Origin of the sequence: Paenibacillus gallinarum (assembly GCF_014836635.1) — a bacterium.
Classification (GTDB): Bacteria; Bacillota; Bacilli; order Paenibacillales; family Paenibacillaceae; genus Paenibacillus; species Paenibacillus gallinarum.
In genome coordinates, this window is the sequence record NZ_JACSQL010000004.1 from 40089 (window position 1) to 60226 (window position 20138).

Here is a 20138-nt window from a genome sequence, read left to right on the forward strand (position 1 = left end):
GTAATAAAAAACAGACCTTATCTCATTCGATAAGGTCTGTTTAAAACGAGTTAAAGGGATACCATTACAGGTTTTTTGCTCGATTTGTTGGCTTCTTCTATGTTTTTCATTTTGTTGTCCCAGCAAGCCTGACTTAAATTCACAGGATATTCGGCTGGATATAAGGAACGTTTGTATTCTTCCCATAGAAGATCAAGCTGTTGTTTTGCAAAAAGTTGAATTTCTTGAACCTTTGGACATTCATACACAAGTTTGCCATTCTCGAAAATCACTTCGTGCAAATCGATCGCCGTAAAATTTTTGACTGCTTTCCTAATGTACGTATGCACGGGATGGAACATATGAAGTTCGGATTCTTTTTCCGGTTGTTCATAGGCAAGGGCAATATAATCGCCTTCTGATTTTTTCGTATGGTTATTGATAATGCGATACACCTTTTTTATGCCTGGTGTGGTGACTTTCTCATGGCTTGCAGAAATTTTGATGGTATCTCTCATCTGTCCATTTTCGTCTTCAATGGAGACTAGTTTATACACAGCTCCTAAGGCAGGTTGGTCAAAGGCAGTTATACCTTTCGTTCCAACTCCCCATACATCAATTTTTGCTCCTTGAGCTTTTAAATTCATGATCGTGTATTCATCGAGATCATTTGAAACATAGATTTTAGTGTCAACAAATCCAGCTTGATCTAATAATTTCCTTGCCTCTTTGGAGAGATAACCCAAGTCCCCGCTATCGATACGAATACCGGCAAAATTGATGTTGTTACCTAATTCTTTTGCCACTTTTATTGCCGTCGGAACACCTGAATTTAGCGTATCGTACGTATCCACTAGGAAGACGCAATCCTTGTGACGTTTTGCGTATTTATGGAAAGCGATATATTCATCTCCATACGCTTGGACAAAGGAATGGGCATGGGTTCCTGAGACAGGCAGACCGAATAACTTACCTGCTCGAACATTACTCGTACTAGAGAACCCACCAATATAGGCAGCTCTCGTACCCCATAGGGCAGCATCGAATTCATGTGCACGTCTAGTACCCAACTCGGAGATGGGCTGGTCACCCGCCACTTGTTTGATTCGGGACGCTTTGGTTGCGATGAGTGTTTGATAGTTCACAATATTTAATAAGGCCGACTCAATAAGTTGTGCTTCTATTAAAGGTGCTTCGACACGAAGAATAGGTGAATTTCCAAAGACAACCTCTCCTTCTCTCATGGCACGTATGGTTCCTGTAAAACGTATCGTTCTCAAAAAGTCGACAAAGTCTTCTTGATAGCCAAGTTCTTTTAAATAATCCAAGTCAATTTCAGTAAAACGAAATGCTTGAATATATTCTATAATTCTTTCTAATCCAGCAAAAATCGCATATCCGTTTCCAAAAGGCAATTTCCGAAAATATAAATCAAATACCGCTTTTTTGGTATGAATATGGTCTGCCCAATAGGATTCAGCCATATTGATTTGGTACAGGTCCGTGTGTAGGGCGAAGCTATCGTCCACATCATTCTTCATCATTATTACCTCCTAACCTAACAAAATACGGTCAGGTTTGTTCACTATATAGCGTTTTTTATGACATTAGTTTTTAGTTTCTTCACTTTGACGTAAGAGATGTTTAGCAAATTCAACGAGTCGGCGTGCTTCTTCCGTCCGAAGAAAATTTACATCCAAACCGTTTGGTCCTAGACGAAAACGATCTAGTGCATCGGCATCCTTGAAAATTTGATAGAGCAGTTTAGCCTTTTCATGATCACTACACGAAATTTCAATCTCTGACAAACCAAGTGAATCATGTTGGTCATGGTAATAGATCATAAAATACGTTTTTTCATCATAGGGTAACTCGTTTGCCTCACAATATTCTTTGTAATACGCTGCTCCCCGGCTACCATGCCCTTGATCAATACCATCATCCAACCGACGAGTATCATGGAAAACAGCCGCCATACCGAGTGCATCTAGTCCTTCATCTCGAATTCCTTTTTGGTGCCCGATGATAAGAGCAAGTAACAGCACGCGTGCACTATGTGTTTTCGTATGCCATTCACTATCTGGCAGCCAAAACTCGACGTTTTCCTCCATGAATGTATACCATCGTTCGTAATACGCTTTAATTGGATGGAAATCAGGCTCATTTAGAACATTTGCTAAAAGCATATTTATTCTCCCATCTATTGGTTTATTTCAGCTGAACTAATTGCTCTAATACGGCGGAAATATCCCCATCGATTCCAATTGATTTGGAGGCGATTTCTTGCGGAATATAAATTTCTCCTTTATTCAGCGTAATATACGTCGCGTGTTCCTCGTTGTTCGTAATATTCATAAATGGTGCTTTAATCAACTGGTTTCTATAACCTACGCCTAGTTCCAGCAATACTAATTTTTTACCATGAGCGGTCTCAATAAATTTCTGATACGCTTCATAGCTGGCTTGCCAAGATGTATCTCTTAAGAAATTGCGGTCAACTTCTACATGCATTTGCATCGGACCGCCACATTTTGGACACTGTGGAATCAGGTCGGAAGGTACTTTTCCATTTTGCTGTTTTTGTGCCATTTCACGTAATACGAGATCACCGGAATAAACATCATCATGACAGCTGTTAGAACACTGTAGCTTACGACAATTGCCTTCAAATTCGAAAAGACGTTCTTTTGAAAAACCAGCCAATTCAAAGTGAGCATCCGTATTGGATGTAATCACAAAATAATTTTTATCTCTCACTAGTTCATAAAGATTTTTCATTGCAGGACTAACTTCCTCGCTCTCTAAGAAGTACATGTACATCCGGCTAAAAAATGCCCACTTTACTTCTTGAGAAGGGAAAGGATAAAAAGCGCCTTGCAGGATACTTCGAATGCCGTACTTTTCACGAAAATCGCTAAAATTCTCTATAAATGCCGCATTCTCTGCGAAAATATTATAGCCTCCTGAAATAGCAAGACCGTTACTGGCACCAATGACAATGCTGTCAGCTTCTTCGATTTTTTTTAAAACTGTTTCATATGTTTCTTTCATAAGTTCCTCCAATTAAAACACTTGATTCTAGATACGAAACCGTACTTATTCGATATTCCCTGCTCGTTTTTCTTGCTCGTTCACAGCAGTTTTCAATACTTTAGCAATGTCCTCATGAATCGCGAGTCCTTTATCTATAAGCTCAACTGGCAATATTGCATCGTTTGGATTAATCGTAATATAATAGGCATCCGGCCAGTTATATGTCATATTCCAGAAGGGCTCTTTAATAAACATCGGAGTCATCTTTCCAACACCTAATTCTAAGAACAGTACCTTTTTATCTTTGTTTTTGATGAGAAACTCATTATATTTTTTAAGTTCAGTTCGATAAGCAGTTCCTTCTAAGAATACATAGGAGCGAACCCATGGCTCCATATCGCCTCCGCATTTTGGACAGGTTGGAATCAACTCGGTAGGTATACTTGTTCCTTCCATGTTTTCAAACATTTTTTCAACCATGTCTTTATTAAAATAAACATGGTCATGACAACGATCATTACATTGGAAATAACGGGAATCTCCTTGAATCGGTGCCACTTTATCTTGAGGGAAAACTTTAGAAAACTGTGCATCTTGATTCGTTGTCACAATGAAATAATTTTTGCCTTCGAGCAATTTTTCTAAATCAAGGTAGGGTTGGCCAGCTTCAAGCTCATGTACGCCCTTCTGATATAATGTAGCTAGGTAAGCCCAGCGTTCCTCTTTTGTTGGGAAAGGGTGATAAAATCCATAAAATAAATTTTCAATTCCGTATTTTTTTGCAAATTCCCCAAAATGCTTATTGAACAACTCTCCAGTTTGATAATAGCTGTATCCTGCAGCTTCCGACATACCAGCAGCTCCGCCAACCACGATTGCGTCAGCTTCTTCCATTTTCTGAAGTAATATATCTATATTGTTCTGTTGTAATAACATAATTTAATTTGTCCTCCTAATAGGGCATCAATTTCGTATCCTGATGTTCTTGGATTTAAATATATTATATAAGTTGTATAATCTTATGAACAAGTATGCACTTTTAAGACATATACTATCCAATTAGATAGTGTATGTCTAACAAATAAGAATTATAAAATGAGGCTTACTATAACTGGCGCATTCACGCATTGATAAGCTATCTATGTACATACTAAAATCCAGGGATGAAATGTATCTTCATTTAAGAGGCCCGCTTTACTAGACTATAAACATATAATATAGTTAATACATAATAAAGAATGCGTATATAACTTATGAATGTATACTATCTAGGAGGATAGCGTGGATATGAATATAAATAACTCAATTACGAATAACGAGGAGTCCAAGGAACCGTTTTTTGGATACACTTTATCGATTATTAGCGGCAAGTGGAAACTGCTTATTATTTATCATCTCTCACAAAATGGTGCTGTTCGTTATAACGAACTTCAACGTATGTTAGGAAAAATCACTTATAAAACCCTAAGTACTACATTAAAAGAAATGCAAAATGATGGTTTAATTCATCGGGAGGAGTATCCGCAAATCCCTCCAAAAGTGGAATATAGTCTAACGGAAAAGGGACAAACGCTTTGGCCACTCATTCAGGAGATGTGCCAATGGGGAGAACAATATAAAGAAGATTAAAAAAGCCCTAACTGGACGGGCTGTTCACAGCGATCGTCCAGTTAGGGCTTATGTTTACCTAACAGAGAGGGTTCATTTTTTTTAACCACTCTTTTTAATTAGTTGTTCAGTTGCAGGAAGTCTGCAGTCGAAACTACATTGCAGTACATACCGTGAAGAGCGCCGACAAACGCATAATGAACTTGTTCAGCAGGTACGATTTTATCTTGATAAGATAATTCTTTTGTTGCACAAGCATCTTCAATAAGGGTAGTTTCATAGCCTAGATCTACGGCAGCTCTAACTGTTGCATCAATACACATATGTGTCATCATACCTACAACGACTAACTTGGTAATCCCTTTTTCTTTTAATTGTTGCTCTAAATCTGTATTTAAAAAGCTGTTAGGGAAATGTTTGATGATGATACTTTCGTGTTCCGATGGTTGAACAGATTCATGTATCTTAACTCCCTCTGTATCCTTAACAAAGAAGCCCATTGCTGGGTCACTTGCGACATGTTGAACATGGAAAATATGATCTTTGTTATTCTGTCTGAACCACTCCAGGATTTTAGCTGCATTAGCTGCTGCTTTTTCAGGGTTACTTAATTCCATGTTTCCATTTGGAAAATAGTCATTTTGGATATCTACAATAATTAAAGCTGTGCTCATTTTTTCCACCTCGTTAATCGATTTAGTATAATCAATGATAAATAAGTTCATGATTTTTATTGATACTTTGATGAAAGACTTTGGCATCTAATGATTTCATGATGAAAGGAAGTTACTATGGAACTTGATAACATCGATTTTCAGATCCTCCGGTTACTATCCGAAAACTCACGTATTCAATGGAAGGACCTAGGAGCGCAAATCCATATGACCGGGCAAGCAGTAGGGAATCGCATTAAAAAGTTGGAGGAAAGTGGTGTGATTGAAGCCTACTCTCTAATCGTAGATGAAATGAAATTAGGGTTCTCTTATACCGCGTTTGTCATTATCTATATGAAAACAGCGAATCATGAATCATTTATATCCTTTATTAATGAACAAAAAGAGGTGGTGGAAGCTCACCGAGTATCGGGTGAAGGTTGTTACCATTTGAAAATAAAAGTAGACTCTCAAGAACGTTTGAATGTTCTTCTTAATAAAATTCTTGATTATGGGAATTACAAACTGTATTTATCTATACAAAACATTAAGAAACAAAATCCACTGACTAGTATGTTACAAGTATAAAAAAGATAGGTATAATAACTCGAAGTTATTATACCTATCTTGCTTTAGGAACACTGGGAATACTAGCAGTGCCCTAGTTATTAACTATTCAAATGTGTAGGATTCTCCATCATCTGGTACCAACACATTAGACTGGATTCCTTTTTCGTTAATAAAGTTCTTTAATTCTTCTCTAGACAATCCCCAATGGTTAACTGCTTCTAGATGGCTAACAACGATGGTTGCTTCAGGAGCAGCCTTGTATACTTCATAGATGTCTTCTTTACCCATAATAAGATTGCCAACAGGACGACCTCCAGTAAAATGGTTTTCGCCACCATTTAGCAAAATAATTTCTGGTGTATAGGTATCAATGATCTCTTCTACTTTTTCATACCAAACGGTGTCACCAGCTAAATACACCGTTTCTTCTTCTGGATGTTGGAATACAACGCCCATCACATTTCCCATGAGTTCTGCTGTTTCTCCATAACCGTGACGACCATCAACTTCCGTAATTTCAACTCCATTAAAGTCGATCGCTACTTCTTCTTCCATAACTTCAATATTCGTGAATCCTAATTCTTTGGCTAATTTAGCATCCTCTTCATCTTGCATAAACATCTTAATGTCTTTAGGGAGCTGATCTTTTGCTGCTTGGTCAAAGTGATCCTCATGTGTATGAGTGATAATGACAGCATCTACCCCTTCAAGAAGTTCATCAACGGACATTGGCAATTCAACGAGTGGATTCCGATCATCTCTTTCGGCAGGAAGGAAAGGATCAAATTCACCTTTTTTAGACAGCATCGGATCGACCAAGAACTTTTGACCACCGTATTCTAAAGTAATTGTCGCATTTCGAATTTGCTGAAAATTCAGTTCATACTCTTGTTGTTGCTGTTGTTGAGAAGTGTTTTGCTCCTCTACTACAGGCTTTGCTTCCTGCGCGGTTCCGCAAGCAGCTAATATTGCACTCATCAATACCGCTGTCATTGTAAGCATAGCGGGCTTTTTAAACTTTTTCATCTTCATAAAACCTCATTTCAAATTGTAAGTAAATTTTTATATTGCTCTCCTTTCTTGATGTCTCTTCCACTGGGGTCTGAATGTATTATATAGTCGGTATAGATACACGGGAAAGTATGCACTTTTATGACATATACTATCAATTATGATAGCGTTATTCGTTCTTATCTATTCGAGATCTATTTGATGTGAAACAAAAAAACAATTTCAGCTCATTTATGAAAACAAACACACATACGTAAACGTATGTGTGTTTGTTTTGAATGTATATTAATTTTCTATGGATTAAGTGATGTAATCATCTTGTGACTATACCGTGTAAAAGAAGAAATCATTTAAAAAAGAGCAGTTCATCGCTGCTCTTTACTTATGTCTTATATCTAGTTATGAATTGTCTTTAACGTGCAGGTGGTAGAACACCGCTTGAGAAAATAATAGACAAAATAACGATACTGACAAGGACAGCAGCCCCAACAGTCCAGAATACCAGTTTTTGAATCATGTTTTAGTAAACTCCCTTTTTACGATATTAATAAATGGCACCATTAGCTATTATACACATCAAATGTTAGATAAAAGAGACAAAAATATAATTTTTATTAGTTTTTTTGAAATAGTAGACTTTTTTATTAAAGACGGATTGTCAATCCAAGTGCGACACTTCATACTCAAAAGATTCGTGGGCTGTTTTCCATCCTAAACATTTTCTTGGTCTGTTGTTAATGAGATGGAGGGCCTGTTCCAATTCTTCATCACATACCTCTGCGAAGTCTTTTCCTTTTTGAAAGAACTCTCGTAACAAGCCGTTTCCATTCTCATTGGAACCTCGTTGCCAAGAAGAATAAGGATCTGCAAAATACACCTTCATACCGTGTGTTTCTTCTAGATTTCGAAAGCATGCAAACTCTTTACCGCGGTCCACAGTAGCACTCTGAAAGGTACCCACTGGGTGCTGTGCAGCGGCTACACCTACAGCAATTTCCATGGATAGTGCGGTACGATCAGGCATGCTGATGGCAGTGTATAGCCGTGTTTTTCGTTCGATAAAAGTAGCGACACAAGCTTTGCTTTTTCCTCGGCTAGAGACAACCGTATCCAGTTCCCAGTGGCCGAAGGTTTCGCGAGAACGAATCTCTTTAGGACGCTGTTTAATAGAAGTGCCTACAAGGAAGCGGCCTCGTTTTTCCTGAGGTTTCTGTCTCTTACCTTTATGTCTTAACTGCTGAACTGTAGTGCGAGTTAAACGGCCGTCATACAGCCACCGGTAAATCGTTTTGAATGAAACCATGGGCATATCTTTTTGAACATAGCTCATTGAAATTTGCTCAGGTGACCAGGTTTCCTGAAGTCTTCTCTCTATCTCTTCACCAAGTGCCTCAGTCCACTTTCCGCGTGAACTTTGGGCTTGGCGAAGGCACTGATACCGCTCATTTGAATCTACCGCTTGATAACCTTTTAAACGGTGATTTCGTTTTAATTCTCGGCTGATGGTAGAGTGGTGGCGGTCCAACTCACGAGCAATGGCTCGAGCAGACAATCCTATCCGTGAGAGTGCTTCTAGTTTACTGCGTTCAATTATGCTAAGATGTGAATAGCTCATGGACTGATTCTCCTGTGTGAATTTGGTGTGGTAACTTAATTCTACACGAATCAGGCCATGGGCCATTTTTATTTTTTGAGTAAGGTGTCGCACTTCATATTACAATCCGTCTAAATAAAAAGATCTTAAAATCTAATAATCGCAAGTTTCCTAACCGACAAAAGAAGAAGACTACTCAACTCATATGGGGGGAAATCATGATAAAACAAAGATTGGCAAAAGTAATGGCAGCGTTTATGGCACTCGTTCTAGTCATGACGACAACAGGGCTTGTTTCCGTGAACGTGGTGTCCGCTGCAGATGCGGAGATTAGCAAACTGGTTTTGTCCACGGATTCACTAAGTTTGGAGATCGGGGATAGCAGTACACTGACAGCAACAGCCGTCTATAAGGATGGTAAATCTAATAATGTAACCATTAGCACAAACTGGACTAGTAATGATAGTCCTATAGCTTCCGTATATAACGGCACAATTACAGCCAAAGGGGAAGGTACGGCAACAATTGTCGCTGCATTTGATGGCGAGTCACAGGCTGTTAATGTAAAAGTTACAAAGAAAGTAAAGGCACTAACGAAAGATAAACAGGTACTAGATCTGCGTACAGGGCAGGAAGCAAGTGTTGTTCTCAAGGCGATTTATACAGATAACACAGAACAGGATGTATCCAGTATCGCCGAGTGGACTTCTTCGGACAACAAAGTAGCTACTGTAGTTAATGGTTCCGTAAATGCTTTGTCAGCGGGTACAGCAATCGTTACAGCAAAGTTAGGCAAACAAAGTGTGACCATTGAAGTTGGCGTAGAGGTCGTAAGACGAATTGAGATGGACTACACGCAGTTATCCCTGCTCTTAAAAGATGGAAAGCTAAAGGACGAACAGAAAGTGATCCTGACAGCAACGTACCCAGATGGAGAGACGAAAGATGTTACAGCAGATGCCGTATGGTCCTCCAGCAATGAGAAAGTTGCTGATGCGTTCAAAGGTAATATTGTAGCCTACAAGGCAGGTACAGCAACGATTTCAGCGGAATACGGTACGAAGACAACCACACTTGAAGTGGATGTAGATAAGACACGTAAGCTGGTTGCCAGCGAGCAAAGTTTTTTCATGAAATTAAATGAAACAAAACAAATCAACTTGGAGGCTGTTTATCCTGATGATTCCAAGGATGATGTAACCACTAAAGCGGTATGGTCTTCCAGTAATGAGAAGATAGCGGATGTCATTGATGGCAAGGTGTATGCTAATGCGTCTGGATCGGTAACGATTACAGCGAAATACAGCAATCAGACAGTTGAAATTCCAGTGGATGTAGAAGTTGCTCGTCATCTGGATATCGATAAGGAAGAACTCGGACTCAAAGTAGGCGGAACGCACACGTTTAAAGTGTTGGCAGCCTTCGCAAACGGTGTAACAGAGGAAGTAACGAACAAGGCAACCTGGACATCAAGCGAGGAAAGCGTTGCTTTTGTAGAGAGTGGAAATCTGACGGCATATAAGTCAGGTAAGACCACGGTAAAAGCAACCTATGGCGGTAAAACGGTTGAGGTAGCAGTTAGCGTAGACATTCCGACCAAAGTAGCACTGGCAAACAAAAAAGGGGTAGTTCCTGTAGACGGAACCCTGCAAGCGAATGTAATTGCTACTTACGCAGAAGATCGTGAGGAAATCGTAACAGATAAAGCAGAATGGAGCTCAAGTAATGAGAAGATTGCTGAGGTTACTTCGGGTGGTTTAATTACAGGAATAAAGACAGGTAAAGCGACCATTACTGCAAAATATCAAGGTAAGACTCTTACTATGGCGGTAGAAGTAGGACTCGCAAGCGGCCTGCAAGCTGACGTTCCCATCGTAGCGCTGCTCTCCAAAGAAACGTATCAACTTAAGCTGACTGCGTCTGATGAATACGGAAATGAGCAGGATGTAAGCAATGATGCAACCTGGAAATCAAGCAGTGCTCGTATAGCAGATGTGAAAAAAGGATTAGTTACTGCTTACGGCAAGGGTAAGACCAATATTACCGCTGAATATGGTGATCAGAAGGTGACAATTGCAGTAGAAGTGGACGTCATTGAACGCATGGAAATTTCGGAGTCTGCTCTTTCTCTGAAATCAGGCGACACGATAGATCTGACGCTGAATGTAATGCTCAGCGACGGTTCTACACGTGACGTGACAAGCGCTGCAGAATGGAAAACAAACAGCTATAAAGTAGCTACGGTGAGCAAAGGGAAAGTGAAAGCAATAGATTACGGAAAAGCTAAGATTACAGTTAAATATGGCAGTAAATCAGAAAGTGTACCCGTAGATGTAGATACACTAAAGTACTTGCAAACCGATGAAGTGAGTCTGACACTGAAAAAAGGACAAACGGTAAAGATTACGGCAGAAGCAACCTATGCGGATGGTTCCGAGGCAGACGTATCGAAACCAGCGATGTGGACTTCTTCCCGAATCACCGTCGCTAGTGTAAAAGACGGTACTATACGGGCAACTGGAAAAGGAAAAGCGACGATTACGGTCAGCTTTGCCGGCAAGAAATCAAAAGTTAGTCTTGTCGTTACGGAGTAAATACCTAGCGATGTAACAAGCAGAAAAGGCCGCTATCCCATTAAGGGGGTAGCGGCTTTTTATCACTTAGATATCATTTAGACGATTGTATGAGACAAGACAATCGCTCCATACGCAAATGCAATGAGGATAACAAATGCGGGATGAAGCTTTGTTTTTGTGAGTATAAACAGTGCAATCCCAGCAATAATCAAAGTCTGCCACACATTAATTGTATGAATTGAGACAATTCCCATTTCCCATGTTAGTAACATCATGAGGACAGCAATGACAGGCTGAACAAGCAGCGTCATTCCTTTTACTACGTTAGATGTACGGTATTTATTAAGTAAGCTAAGTAGTAGAATGAGTGCTGTTGCGGAAGGAACAACAGTAGCGAGGGTAGCGATAATGAATCCCGGCCAGCTGGCTACTTGGTATCCCACAAAAGCGGCAATTTTGGTCGCAATCGGTCCAGGCAGGGCATTTGCTACCGCCAGCACATCACCAAATTGTTCATTTGTCATCCAAGCGTAATGGTTTACGACTTCTTCCTGCATAAGTGGAATGGATGCAGGGCCGCCTCCATAACCAAGTACATTGGCTACAAAAAATCCCCAAAACAGTTCCCACCATGTTTGTAGTTGCTCCACGGTTTATGACACTCCTTTATCGCTTTGTTTGTCACGTTTGTATCGCTGCACGAGGTTTAGGTGGAACATGCCATAACCAAGGAAGAGCATAACCACGATCCCTGGGTGGATTTGTAGCAACTGAAGCAGGATAAACGCAAGAACTCCAAACAAGATAGCAAATCCTTTTCCAAGACCTTTCCAGGCCTTCAGGGCAAACTCATAAGCCATAATACCAAGCATGACGACGATAACGGGTCTTACCGCTGCGATCATTCCTGCAATGTACTTGGAGTCTTTTAAGGTGTACATCACCCCGAGCAGAGCAACAATAGCAATACTCGATGGCAAGATATGAGCAAGCACCGAGACAATGGCACCGGAGACTCCTTTTCGCTTATAGCCGAGATACGCTGCCATTTTAGTTGCAATCGGTCCAGGCAGGGCGTTGGCGAGAGCGAGGGTTTCTCCAAATTCTTCATCTTCCATCCACTTATAGCGGATAACTGCTTCATAGCGGATCAAGGGAATAACAGAGGGGCCGCCCCCATATCCCAAAATACCGGTTCTCACCATTCCAATGGCCAGTTCTTTGTAAGGCTGTAAGTTCATTATTGATGTCTCCTCCTATAAGCGCATGCCCATGCGGCTCTTGTAGCGTTTGAGCAGCAGCTGGGATTCTACTTTCACAATCCCGGGCATTTTGTATACTTTCTCTAGTAGAAAATGTTCCATCTCTTCCATATCTGCAAAGATGCCGTGCATATGTAACGTGCTCGGACCTGTCATGTGATACAGGCTAGTAACCGCCGGCTCTTGATCAAGCTTCTCTGCCACTTCATCCAAATACTGCGGTTCAATGTCTACATTAAAGAAGGCAGATACAGATAAGCCCACTTTCACCGGATTAATCACAACCGTGAAGCGTTCGATGACTTCCTTCTCGGACAGTGCGTTAATTCGGGCCTGAACGGCAACGCGGGATAAGCCGATTTGCTGACCAAGGTCAGTATAGGATATACGGCTGTTCTGGTGCAGGGCTGCTAGTATTTTGCGATCAATATCATCGAGGTTATGCATGCGGGGTATCTCCGATGAAACCTGATCTATCCAATCTTCACTCATCATTAGACCACCTTTCAATAATTCGAAACGTTCTTTATGTAATTTATATACCTATATTTATAACTTTTCGTAAGATGAGTCAATGATTTGAGTTCGATTTGTTCGTTTTTATAATATATTTCCTTCTATTTGTATAGTTGAACATCAATGAAGCAAATCAGCTCTCCGATCCCATGGACCGAAGAGCCAGATCAATAAGAGTATTCAAATAATAGAACGGATTAATACAAATACGAATTGTTAAAAAATAAAAAACCAAGAGGTCACCTAAAATCGATGACTCGTTGGTTTTTTAATTAATAGTTATGCACGTCTATTCTTTAGCAAAAATGATGGTGATGCTTGTTCCTTCTTCAGGAGTAGAAGTGATGGTCAGCGTGCCGCCAACACTTCTTGCTCTTTCTTCCATACTAAAAAGGCCGACACCAGCTTCCCTGCCGGCTGCTCCAACGGTAAAGCCTTCTCCATTATCACTTATCGTGACGAGCAGCTTCGCTTCACGATCATCAATCGTGACTTTCGCTTCTTCTGCATCGGCATGTTTGGCGATGTTGGTCAGCGCTTCTTGAATGATTCGATAGATCGCCAGTTCCAGGTTATGGGGCAGTCTACGACGTAAGTGACACTCAAAGCAGACATCAATTCCATAATAACCTATGAACTTCTCAATATAGGTACGGATCGCAGGAACAATACCAAGGTCGTCTAATACGGAAGGACGAAGCTGCCAGGCTAGACCTCTTACATCCTCGATGATCGCAGTCACCTGTTCACGCAAAGGTTGTAAGTCGGATTTACCAACCGATTCATTTGAAGTAAGTTGATCCAGCTGAATTACGAGGGAGTAGAGGCTTTGCCCAATCCCATCATGCAGCTCTCTTGAGAAACGTTTCCGCTCCTCTTCTTGGATCCGAATGACTTTGGTCATCATGGATTGCAGCTCGGCTTCTGTCTGCTTCAGTCTCGTTACTTCGTTACGAATCGCTAAATACTTTTTAGGTTTTCCTTGTTCATCCATTAGCGGCACGATCGTGGTATTTACCCAGTAGAATTTTCCGTCCTTGGTTGTATTGCGAATTTCCCCTTGCCATACCTTTCCTTCACGGATGGTCGTCCAAAGCTCCTTCATAAAAGCAGCATCGTGATATCCCGAATTGATAATACGATGATCCTGTCCGAGCAGTTCTTCTCTTGAGTACTTGGATATTTCGCAAAATTTATCATTTACATACTGAATTTTACCCTTTGTATCTGTCATAGCGACAATAGATGATTCATCTAGAGCAATCTTAAGATCGGTGAGCTCCTGGAGAGCGCTTTTCACTTCATCCTTCACTGTATCATTCTCTATGTGGTGCTCTACTTCATTTACGAGTTTATCAATGGAATAGTTCTGAAAAGGAGATGTAAAGCTTTGGGTATCAGTCATAAGTCATGAGCCCTTTCTTCATTGCTAGTTTGACGAGCTCTGGTCTGCTTTTTAGACCAAGTTTATCCATGAGATTACTCTTATGGGATTCAACCGTCTTGACGCTGATAATAAGCTGCTCGGCAATTTCCTTATTGGAATACCCTTTGGCGATCCAGGCCATAATCTCTTTTTCACGATCAGATAGAGTTTCAAAAGGACCCTCTGATTCTCCCCGGCGAATCATATCAGAGTATTCCTTCATTAGCTTCTTTGTTGCACTTGGATATAAATAGGCAGTCCCATCAGCCACAGAGCGAATCGCCGCTATGAGCTCTTCATGAGGAGCACTTTTGAGTATGTAGCCGGAAGCACCTGCGTGAATTGCTCGGAACAAATACTCCTCATCATCATGCATGGTTAGAATCAATACGCCGACATGAGGCATTTTTTGTTTTAGTTCAGCGGTTGCAGTAAGGCCATCCTTGCCAGGGGGCATACTGAAATCCATGAGTACAACATCCGGATTCAGCTCTTCCGCTTTGGCTATCGCTTCGTCTCCGTCTGCTGCATCTCCAATCACTTCAATCTCGTGTCTTCCTTGTAACAAAGCAGATAGTCCTGAGCGTACTACAATATGGTCGTCAGCAATCACGATACGAATCAATTGGTTGTCCTCCCTTTCCTTTAAGGTCCGGTGTGATGTATTTAACATTTTACTACAGTTAGAGTAGGGCTGCACCGATCTTTAAGTAAAAAGAGAGCTAAACATTTGTTATTTTACATAATTGGTTCACCATGTTAGATCACATTCAGTATGTTTGTCATAGAAGAGGAAAGTCGGCCCGCTTCACGTTGTACCACTTGGATCTCACTCGAATGAAAGGTGCGAGAATGGTTTCTTAGACCGGTGATAAGAATCCCAACCGGTGTTTGATCCTGCAAGAGTGGAACGGAAATAATGCTAGTAAGCCGCTCTGCAAGTAGGAGGGGACAGGTACGAAACAGCAGAGAAGCATGGTCTGAAGCCATACTTGAGATAAAACTTCGGCCTGACTTAAAGACAGGGGCTGCAATACCTTCGTTTGTTTTAAATGCTAGTTTTGATGTGCGCTTACTGCGGCTTCCCGTCTGAAAGATGACATGCAGCTTTCCGTCTGTTTTGGAGAGGAGCAAGATGGCGGTGAAGTCTGCGTGTAGACTATGTTGCAGCTGCTCTACAATATACTCTTCTGCAGGGGATAAGCATTGCATCATCATCACATCCTTTGGTTTGATTTATGCAACTAAGATTACTCGTTTTCGAGAAACAGGCTGTGAAATATGTCACTAGATATCGGCTAAATTAGAAAGTTAGGGGAATTTTAGTACTTTTATCAGGTGATTCCCTGATCCGTAATATGGGGGGATTAAGTACAATAGAGATATTAGAAGAGCGAGGGGCGATTTAAGATGACATTAGTATTAGCCAGAAGAGGACGTGAGGTAGAGGTGACCATGTGCGGAGGGAATGAGACTAGCCAAGGGGAAGCTGAACTGAAAAAGGGTCTCCAAGGTCTGATGCAACTTAAATCGATCAATGTCGGGGATCGACTGTTTTATGAAGGTGATGAGGTAGAGGCGCTGTACTACATGAAGTCGGGGCGTGTGAAGCTGACAAAGACGAATGAGGACGGAAAAGAGATTATTCTTTCGTTTATGCAGGCAGATGATCTGGTAGGGGAATTCGGAGGAATCGAAGGAGAATTTCACGGATTTGAGGCAGAGGTGGTAGAAGGGGGCATGGTGGGTGTCATTATGGTCCGGAATCTAGAGATCTACCTAAGCCAAAACGGAGAGATGGCCCTGGAATTTATTCGCTTAATGGGAACTGCACAGCGTATACTACAATATAAACTGCGCGACCTTTTGATGAATGGTAAAGCGGGTGCGCTCGCTTCGGTACTCGTAAGAGCATGTAACAGTTATGGGAAAATGACGCCCGAAGGCGTACTAATCACTAAAAAACTGAATCATGCAGATATTGCTGAGCTTATTGGAGCAACGAGAGAGAATGTAACGAAGACGCTGAGTGGTTGGAAAGAACAAGGGATCGTAGAAGTATCGCAGGGACGAATTCTTGTTCGTGAACTGAGTGCGCTGCATCAGATCTGCGGCTGCCCGGCAGGGAATCTTTGCTCGTCGAAAATTTGCCGGATGTAACTTAACGGATCATAGCGCAAATAAAAAAGACACCTGCTGGTGTCTTTTTCTATGTTTTTATTCTAGAAAGAGCATATAGCTCCTCTACAATAGAATGGAATTAATTATTTGAGACCAGCTTGCTGGAAGGATAAGTATAGGACAACTTACGTACAATTTCTTTTTGCCATTTTTCATCGCCAATGGACACTGCCAGATTGAGAAGGTCCAAGTAATCGTCAAGTTTCAAATTCGTTTTGGTTGCCGATATGTTCATTCTGTCCTTAAGTCCCCTTTATAATAAAATGTGCAGGTTATCTACGTTAGACAACTCACAATAATGATAATCATTATCAATAATTTTATTATGCATGGTTTCTCTTGGAAATGCAAACATTACTCGTTATTTTTCTTTACTTTTTTAGGAAGAAGTAAATAAGTGATGATGAGAAAGGGGATGTAGATCCCTAAAAAGGCAGCAGGAATAAGTAGCATCGGGTCTAGCAAAATATGATGGACCTGAGTAGTGAACGTAGTTCCGCTCGCATTGGTATGATAAACAGCGAGCAGAAGTGAAATACCCGCAAGATAAATGCAGAACAACGCGATAAAGTGTAACAGGCGCTGCAAAGGTTTATATAGTAACGAAAGTCCGCTCAGTACGAAGGGAAATAGAATAAAGCCAGCAATTATAAATGTGTTCACGTGAGTAAGTCCTCCTTTTTGTTAGAAGTATGGACAGTTTCATGGAGACGCATACTAATTGGCTTCACTAGAGGGCTATTCAATCCATTTCTCATAGAGTTTCGTATACTCTCCACTTTCTTTCAATTCCTTCAGCATTTCGTTAACGGTATCCACCATCTTTTGGTCGCCTTTATGAATGGCTATGCTGTAAGACTCATTTGTGAAAAGCCCGCCGACCATTTCAAAGTTAGCATCTTCGCGCATCATCCCAAGCAGAATGGAATTATCCGCTGTGAGCACATCTCCTTGCTCAGACTTAAGAGCAGCAAATGCTTCTTGATAGTCATTATATTCGACGACATTTGATTCAGGTGCCTTATCTTTTATACTTTTCACTGAAGTAGAGCCCTCTACAGCGATCACCGTAGTATCGGAGGATAAAGAGTCTAATCCCCTAATCGGGCTGCCCTTTGGTACGAGGAGAGATTGACCGGCATAGAAGTAAACATCACTAAAATCGACTTCCTTTTTACGATCTTCCGTAACCGACATTGCCGCAATAATGACATCAATTTGTCCATCCTTTAACAGGGGGATTTGTGTGCTGGAAGTAACCTCTTTTAATTCTACTTTTGTTTCATCCCCGAGAATTTTTTTAGCGAGTGTTCTTGCCATGTCAATATCGAGCCCTTCTACCTTGCCCGATTTAGAATCTTTTAGTCCGAACAGGCGCGTATCGAATCGAACCCCAGCAATTACTTTCCCGCGCTCTTGAATAACTTCGATAGTGTCAAATACTTCTGCTGGATCAACAGTTTCATCAGATAAATCCGAGTTATTGCATCCTGAGAGAAGTATGGTAAAAGAAGAAAGCAGGAACAAGAACAGCAATTTTGTCGCTATTTTGTTCATTACCATGAAACTCAGCTCCTTATGTTTAGGCTGGATACTCAGAAAATAAGCCGGCTTAGGAACCGGCGGAATAATTTTTGTGTTTAAAAAGGTACATAATCCAAATAGGAAATATATAGTAAATACAACTAAGATAATACAACACCTTTTGGGATCAGAGCAATGCTTATGTCAAGTAAGATCAAACATAGATGGTTGCTCCCTTTCGTTTATAAGTGGGAATATTCAGGGATGAGTTATGAACGAATTCATATAGGGTAATTTGTAACAAGTGAAACTGTTTAGCAGAAAGAAGGGGAACAAATGATTAAAATTGTACTGGTTCGCCATGGTCAAAGTGAATGGAATTTGGAGAATCGTTTTACAGGCTGGACCGATGTCGATTTGTCGGAAGCCGGGCTTGAAGAGGCGAGGCAGGCAGGACTCATTCTGAAGCAAAATGGGTATGTATTTGATGAAGCATATACATCATATCTCAAGCGCGCGATTCGCACATTAGGAATTATTCTTCATGAAATGGATATGATGTGGATCCCTGTCTATAAGACATGGAAACTGAATGAACGGCACTATGGAGCTTTACAAGGACTTAATAAAGCAGAAACAGCCGTAAAGTATGGAGAGAAGCAGGTATTATCCTGGCGTCGATCTATTGATGTGCGTCCTCCTGAGCTTTCCCTGGATGATCCTAGATATGAAGCCTCCCTTCCACAGTACCGAGCGATGAAGGAAGGAGAATATCCGCGCACCGAAAATTTACTTGATACCGAGGAGCGGGTGCTGGATTACTGGAAGGAACGGATTACACCAGGTCTCAGCTCGGGCAAGCATATTATTATTGCAGCTCATGGAAATACGCTGCGTTCTTTAATTCAGCATTTAGATCACCTTGAAGGAGATAGTCTTATCGATCTGAATATTCCAACCGGAATACCGCTGGTTTATGAACTGGATGAAGAGCTAAAGCCAATTCGTCATTACTATCTGGGTATGGAAGGACCTCTCCCAGCGGGAATTATTCCAAAACATATAAGTAAAGAGAGTACAACGAAAGGACCTCCAGCATAATAATGAGGTTCTTTTAAAAGTGGACAAGGTAGAGCGGACCATATAAAATGGAGCTTATCCTATTTTTATTCATGATATAAATCAGGGTAGGATCATATAGAATGGAGGGACTTACATGAACCGTTATTTGTTCGAATATGAACTAATATCTACTGGATTCATAAGTGAATTCAGCTGGGTTGCCGAATCAGAAGAGAAGGCAAGAGATGCGATTCGTGATCGGATTGCCGACCTCGAATTTACGGAAATAGAAGATGTAATTGTAGGGAATCTCCTGAAAATAATGGATGCCTCAGGCCATATTGAAGAGTGTGAAAGTTGTGCTTCTTAAGTCTTTATAACATGATTAAAGAGGAGGCTCTCTATAGAGGTCTCCTCTTTTGATATTTATCCTATTTTATCGTATTTATTTTTCATTCTTTTCTTGTTCATGTTGTTCTACTATTTCATGGATTTCAGACTCTAAGGCCTGAACCGTGTTTTTATCGAGGTTCTGCAATGGTTGTGGATGAAACCACTGTATCTCCCCATTATGTACCAAACCTTTGTAATCCTCACCTTGTACATGAATACATATTTTATGACGCTCATGCGGAGTATCCTCAAATACAGGTGTGATTTCTATATCCTGAATATCATTTAAAACGAGATAATGCTGCATAAAGGAATGTACTGTTGCTTCAATACGTTCTACTGTACTTTCATCAAGTAATTGTATAGGGCTAGGGTTAAGCCATTGAATTTCTTCATTATGATAATGTCCTTTGAATTCTTGTTCTTTCACCTTAAAAGTGAATGCCAGACGCTCATGCAAACGGTTTTCGAATACTTTCTCTACCTCAAAATCTTCAATTTTATTATCAGGCATAATAATATTCCCCTCTCAATGAAAATTCATGTAATCACTTAACACCAAATGCTGATCAACGAATCGCCGTGAATCAGATAATTAGGATGGAATAGAAAATAAAAATCTTGTTCACCAATACGTTTATTTCTTCATGTCTCACTTGCTTACAAATTCATATTACCTTTGCTAAATGAGAATAAAGAAAGAGCAACATTAGAATTTAATGAGAAAAGAAGGAAAGTCTTCTTAAGAAT

General features: G+C 40.6%; 23 protein-coding genes. 6 read left to right on the top strand and 17 right to left on the bottom strand.

Features of this window, described 5'->3' with window-relative positions; all coding sequences use genetic code 11:
* Positions 1–50: 50 nt before the first annotated feature.
* The 4 genes from H9647_RS11185 to H9647_RS11200 all read right to left on the bottom strand — a co-directional run bounded on the left by H9647_RS11185 (position 51) and on the right by H9647_RS11200 (position 3948).
* The gene (locus H9647_RS11185; protein WP_191799869.1) at positions 51–1523 is read right to left on the bottom strand and encodes a nicotinate phosphoribosyltransferase; all 1473 of its coding nucleotides are present in this window, start codon (positions 1521–1523) and stop codon (positions 51–53) included.
* A 63-nt stretch (positions 1524–1586) separates the two neighbouring features.
* Positions 1587–2165, bottom strand: a complete 579-nt coding sequence (locus H9647_RS11190; RefSeq protein WP_191799870.1) for an HD domain-containing protein — start codon at positions 2163–2165, stop codon at positions 1587–1589.
* Positions 2166–2187: 22 nt separating this feature from the next.
* Positions 2188–3030 (bottom strand): Sir2 family NAD-dependent protein deacetylase, encoded by an 843-nt coding sequence (locus tag H9647_RS11195; RefSeq protein ID WP_191799872.1) that lies wholly within the window; start codon positions 3028–3030, stop codon positions 2188–2190.
* Between the two features lie 45 nt (positions 3031–3075).
* Complete coding sequence (locus H9647_RS11200; RefSeq protein WP_191799875.1) at positions 3076–3948, bottom strand: SIR2 family NAD-dependent protein deacylase; 873 nt, start codon at positions 3946–3948, stop codon at positions 3076–3078.
* 351 nt (positions 3949–4299) lie between these two features.
* Here H9647_RS11200 and H9647_RS11205 point away from each other — a divergent pair, with 351 nt between their 5' ends.
* Positions 4300–4641 (top strand): winged helix-turn-helix transcriptional regulator, encoded by a 342-nt coding sequence (locus tag H9647_RS11205; RefSeq protein WP_191799877.1) that lies wholly within the window; start codon positions 4300–4302, stop codon positions 4639–4641.
* 98 nt (positions 4642–4739) lie between these two features.
* Here H9647_RS11205 and H9647_RS11210 read toward each other — a convergent pair whose 3' ends face one another.
* Positions 4740–5294, bottom strand: a complete 555-nt coding sequence (locus H9647_RS11210) for a cysteine hydrolase family protein (protein ID WP_191799879.1) — start codon at positions 5292–5294, stop codon at positions 4740–4742.
* A 117-nt stretch (positions 5295–5411) separates the two neighbouring features.
* On the opposite strand from H9647_RS11210, the gene H9647_RS11215 reads away from it, so the two are divergent.
* On the top strand, positions 5412–5861 hold the full coding sequence (locus tag H9647_RS11215) for an Lrp/AsnC family transcriptional regulator (RefSeq protein ID WP_191799881.1): 450 nt from the start codon (positions 5412–5414) through the stop codon (positions 5859–5861).
* Positions 5862–5945: 84 nt separating this feature from the next.
* Here H9647_RS11215 and H9647_RS11220 read toward each other — a convergent pair whose 3' ends face one another.
* Both H9647_RS11220 and H9647_RS11225 read right to left on the bottom strand, forming a co-directional pair.
* Entirely contained in the window at positions 5946–6722 is a 777-nt protein-coding gene (locus H9647_RS11220; protein ID WP_191800317.1) for an MBL fold metallo-hydrolase, read from the bottom strand.
* Between the two features lie 790 nt (positions 6723–7512).
* Positions 7513–8469: an IS30 family transposase gene (locus H9647_RS11225; RefSeq protein ID WP_191799883.1), complete on the bottom strand. Its 957-nt coding sequence runs from the start codon at positions 8467–8469 to the stop codon at positions 7513–7515.
* Between the two features lie 197 nt (positions 8470–8666).
* Between H9647_RS11225 and H9647_RS11230 the strand changes: the two genes are divergently transcribed.
* Positions 8667–11042, top strand: a complete 2376-nt coding sequence (locus tag H9647_RS11230) for an Ig-like domain-containing protein (protein ID WP_191799885.1) — start codon at positions 8667–8669, stop codon at positions 11040–11042.
* Positions 11043–11119: 77 nt separating this feature from the next.
* On the opposite strand, the gene H9647_RS11235 is transcribed toward H9647_RS11230, so the two are convergent.
* The 6 genes from H9647_RS11235 to H9647_RS11260 all read right to left on the bottom strand — a co-directional run bounded on the left by H9647_RS11235 (position 11120) and on the right by H9647_RS11260 (position 15446).
* Positions 11120–11674 (bottom strand): chromate transporter, encoded by a 555-nt coding sequence (locus H9647_RS11235; RefSeq protein ID WP_318245294.1) that lies wholly within the window; start codon positions 11672–11674, stop codon positions 11120–11122.
* 3 nt (positions 11675–11677) lie between these two features.
* The gene (locus H9647_RS11240; RefSeq protein WP_191799887.1) at positions 11678–12265 is read right to left on the bottom strand and encodes a chromate transporter; all 588 of its coding nucleotides are present in this window, start codon (positions 12263–12265) and stop codon (positions 11678–11680) included.
* A 15-nt stretch (positions 12266–12280) separates the two neighbouring features.
* Positions 12281–12778 (bottom strand): Lrp/AsnC family transcriptional regulator, encoded by a 498-nt coding sequence (locus H9647_RS11245; protein ID WP_191799889.1) that lies wholly within the window; start codon positions 12776–12778, stop codon positions 12281–12283.
* Positions 12779–13091: 313 nt separating this feature from the next.
* Positions 13092–14207: a PAS domain-containing sensor histidine kinase gene (locus H9647_RS11250; protein WP_191799891.1), complete on the bottom strand. Its 1116-nt coding sequence runs from the start codon at positions 14205–14207 to the stop codon at positions 13092–13094.
* Positions 14200–14853: a response regulator transcription factor gene (locus H9647_RS11255; RefSeq protein ID WP_191799893.1), complete on the bottom strand. Its 654-nt coding sequence runs from the start codon at positions 14851–14853 to the stop codon at positions 14200–14202. The genes H9647_RS11250 and H9647_RS11255 overlap by 8 nt, the downstream gene beginning before the upstream one ends.
* 134 nt (positions 14854–14987) lie before the next feature.
* Positions 14988–15446: a GAF domain-containing protein gene (locus H9647_RS11260; protein WP_191799895.1), complete on the bottom strand. Its 459-nt coding sequence runs from the start codon at positions 15444–15446 to the stop codon at positions 14988–14990.
* Positions 15447–15638: 192 nt separating this feature from the next.
* Between H9647_RS11260 and H9647_RS11265 the strand changes: the two genes are divergently transcribed.
* Positions 15639–16388: a Crp/Fnr family transcriptional regulator gene (locus H9647_RS11265; RefSeq protein ID WP_191799898.1), complete on the top strand. Its 750-nt coding sequence runs from the start codon at positions 15639–15641 to the stop codon at positions 16386–16388.
* A gap of 100 nt (positions 16389–16488) precedes the next feature.
* Here H9647_RS11265 and H9647_RS11270 read toward each other — a convergent pair whose 3' ends face one another.
* From H9647_RS11270 to H9647_RS11280, 3 genes are all read right to left on the bottom strand, one after another.
* Positions 16489–16644 carry a hypothetical protein gene (locus tag H9647_RS11270; protein ID WP_191799899.1) on the bottom strand — a complete coding sequence of 52 codons (156 nt, stop codon included), beginning with the start codon at positions 16642–16644 and terminating at the stop codon, positions 16489–16491.
* Positions 16645–16763: 119 nt separating this feature from the next.
* A complete protein-coding gene (locus H9647_RS11275; protein WP_191799901.1) occupies positions 16764–17072 on the bottom strand; it encodes a hypothetical protein in 309 nt (102 codons plus the stop codon).
* A 75-nt stretch (positions 17073–17147) separates the two neighbouring features.
* A complete protein-coding gene (locus H9647_RS11280; protein WP_191799903.1) occupies positions 17148–17972 on the bottom strand; it encodes a transporter substrate-binding domain-containing protein in 825 nt (274 codons plus the stop codon).
* A 297-nt stretch (positions 17973–18269) separates the two neighbouring features.
* Between H9647_RS11280 and gpmA the strand changes: the two genes are divergently transcribed.
* The gene (gene gpmA / locus H9647_RS11285; protein WP_191799905.1) at positions 18270–19034 is read left to right on the top strand and encodes a 2,3-diphosphoglycerate-dependent phosphoglycerate mutase; all 765 of its coding nucleotides are present in this window, start codon (positions 18270–18272) and stop codon (positions 19032–19034) included.
* Positions 19035–19149: 115 nt separating this feature from the next.
* A complete protein-coding gene (locus H9647_RS11290; RefSeq protein WP_160035944.1) occupies positions 19150–19365 on the top strand; it encodes a hypothetical protein in 216 nt (71 codons plus the stop codon).
* A 75-nt stretch (positions 19366–19440) separates the two neighbouring features.
* On the opposite strand, the gene H9647_RS11295 is transcribed toward H9647_RS11290, so the two are convergent.
* Positions 19441–19902, bottom strand: coding sequence for a hypothetical protein (locus H9647_RS11295; RefSeq protein ID WP_191799907.1), 462 nt, complete (start codon positions 19900–19902; stop codon positions 19441–19443).
* Positions 19903–20138: the final 236 nt, after the last annotated feature.

What these genes read in the sequence shown, in the direction of transcription:
- H9647_RS11185 (WP_191799869.1), bottom strand. Translation starts at nt 1,523, where the DNA reads ATGATGAAGAATGATGTGGACGATAGCTTCGCCCTACACACGGACCTG.
- H9647_RS11190 (WP_191799870.1), bottom strand. Translation starts at nt 2,165, where the DNA reads ATGCTTTTAGCAAATGTTCTAAATGAGCCTGATTTCCATCCAATTAAA.
- H9647_RS11195 (WP_191799872.1), bottom strand. Translation starts at nt 3,030, where the DNA reads ATGAAAGAAACATATGAAACAGTTTTAAAAAAAATCGAAGAAGCTGAC.
- H9647_RS11200 (WP_191799875.1), bottom strand. Translation starts at nt 3,948, where the DNA reads ATGTTATTACAACAGAACAATATAGATATATTACTTCAGAAAATGGAA.
- H9647_RS11205 (WP_191799877.1), top strand. Translation starts at nt 4,300, where the DNA reads ATGAATATAAATAACTCAATTACGAATAACGAGGAGTCCAAGGAACCG.
- H9647_RS11210 (WP_191799879.1), bottom strand. Translation starts at nt 5,294, where the DNA reads ATGAGCACAGCTTTAATTATTGTAGATATCCAAAATGACTATTTTCCA.
- H9647_RS11215 (WP_191799881.1), top strand. Translation starts at nt 5,412, where the DNA reads ATGGAACTTGATAACATCGATTTTCAGATCCTCCGGTTACTATCCGAA.
- H9647_RS11225 (WP_191799883.1), bottom strand. Translation starts at nt 8,469, where the DNA reads ATGAGCTATTCACATCTTAGCATAATTGAACGCAGTAAACTAGAAGCA.
- H9647_RS11230 (WP_191799885.1), top strand. Translation starts at nt 8,667, where the DNA reads ATGATAAAACAAAGATTGGCAAAAGTAATGGCAGCGTTTATGGCACTC.
- H9647_RS11240 (WP_191799887.1), bottom strand. Translation starts at nt 12,265, where the DNA reads ATGAACTTACAGCCTTACAAAGAACTGGCCATTGGAATGGTGAGAACC.
- H9647_RS11245 (WP_191799889.1), bottom strand. Translation starts at nt 12,778, where the DNA reads ATGAGTGAAGATTGGATAGATCAGGTTTCATCGGAGATACCCCGCATG.
- H9647_RS11250 (WP_191799891.1), bottom strand. Translation starts at nt 14,207, where the DNA reads ATGACTGATACCCAAAGCTTTACATCTCCTTTTCAGAACTATTCCATT.
- H9647_RS11260 (WP_191799895.1), bottom strand. Translation starts at nt 15,446, where the DNA reads ATGATGATGCAATGCTTATCCCCTGCAGAAGAGTATATTGTAGAGCAG.
- H9647_RS11265 (WP_191799898.1), top strand. Translation starts at nt 15,639, where the DNA reads ATGACATTAGTATTAGCCAGAAGAGGACGTGAGGTAGAGGTGACCATG.
- H9647_RS11270 (WP_191799899.1), bottom strand. Translation starts at nt 16,644, where the DNA reads ATGAACATATCGGCAACCAAAACGAATTTGAAACTTGACGATTACTTG.
- H9647_RS11280 (WP_191799903.1), bottom strand. Translation starts at nt 17,972, where the DNA reads ATGGTAATGAACAAAATAGCGACAAAATTGCTGTTCTTGTTCCTGCTT.
- gpmA (WP_191799905.1), top strand. Translation starts at nt 18,270, where the DNA reads ATGATTAAAATTGTACTGGTTCGCCATGGTCAAAGTGAATGGAATTTG.
- H9647_RS11290 (WP_160035944.1), top strand. Translation starts at nt 19,150, where the DNA reads ATGAACCGTTATTTGTTCGAATATGAACTAATATCTACTGGATTCATA.
- H9647_RS11295 (WP_191799907.1), bottom strand. Translation starts at nt 19,902, where the DNA reads ATGCCTGATAATAAAATTGAAGATTTTGAGGTAGAGAAAGTATTCGAA.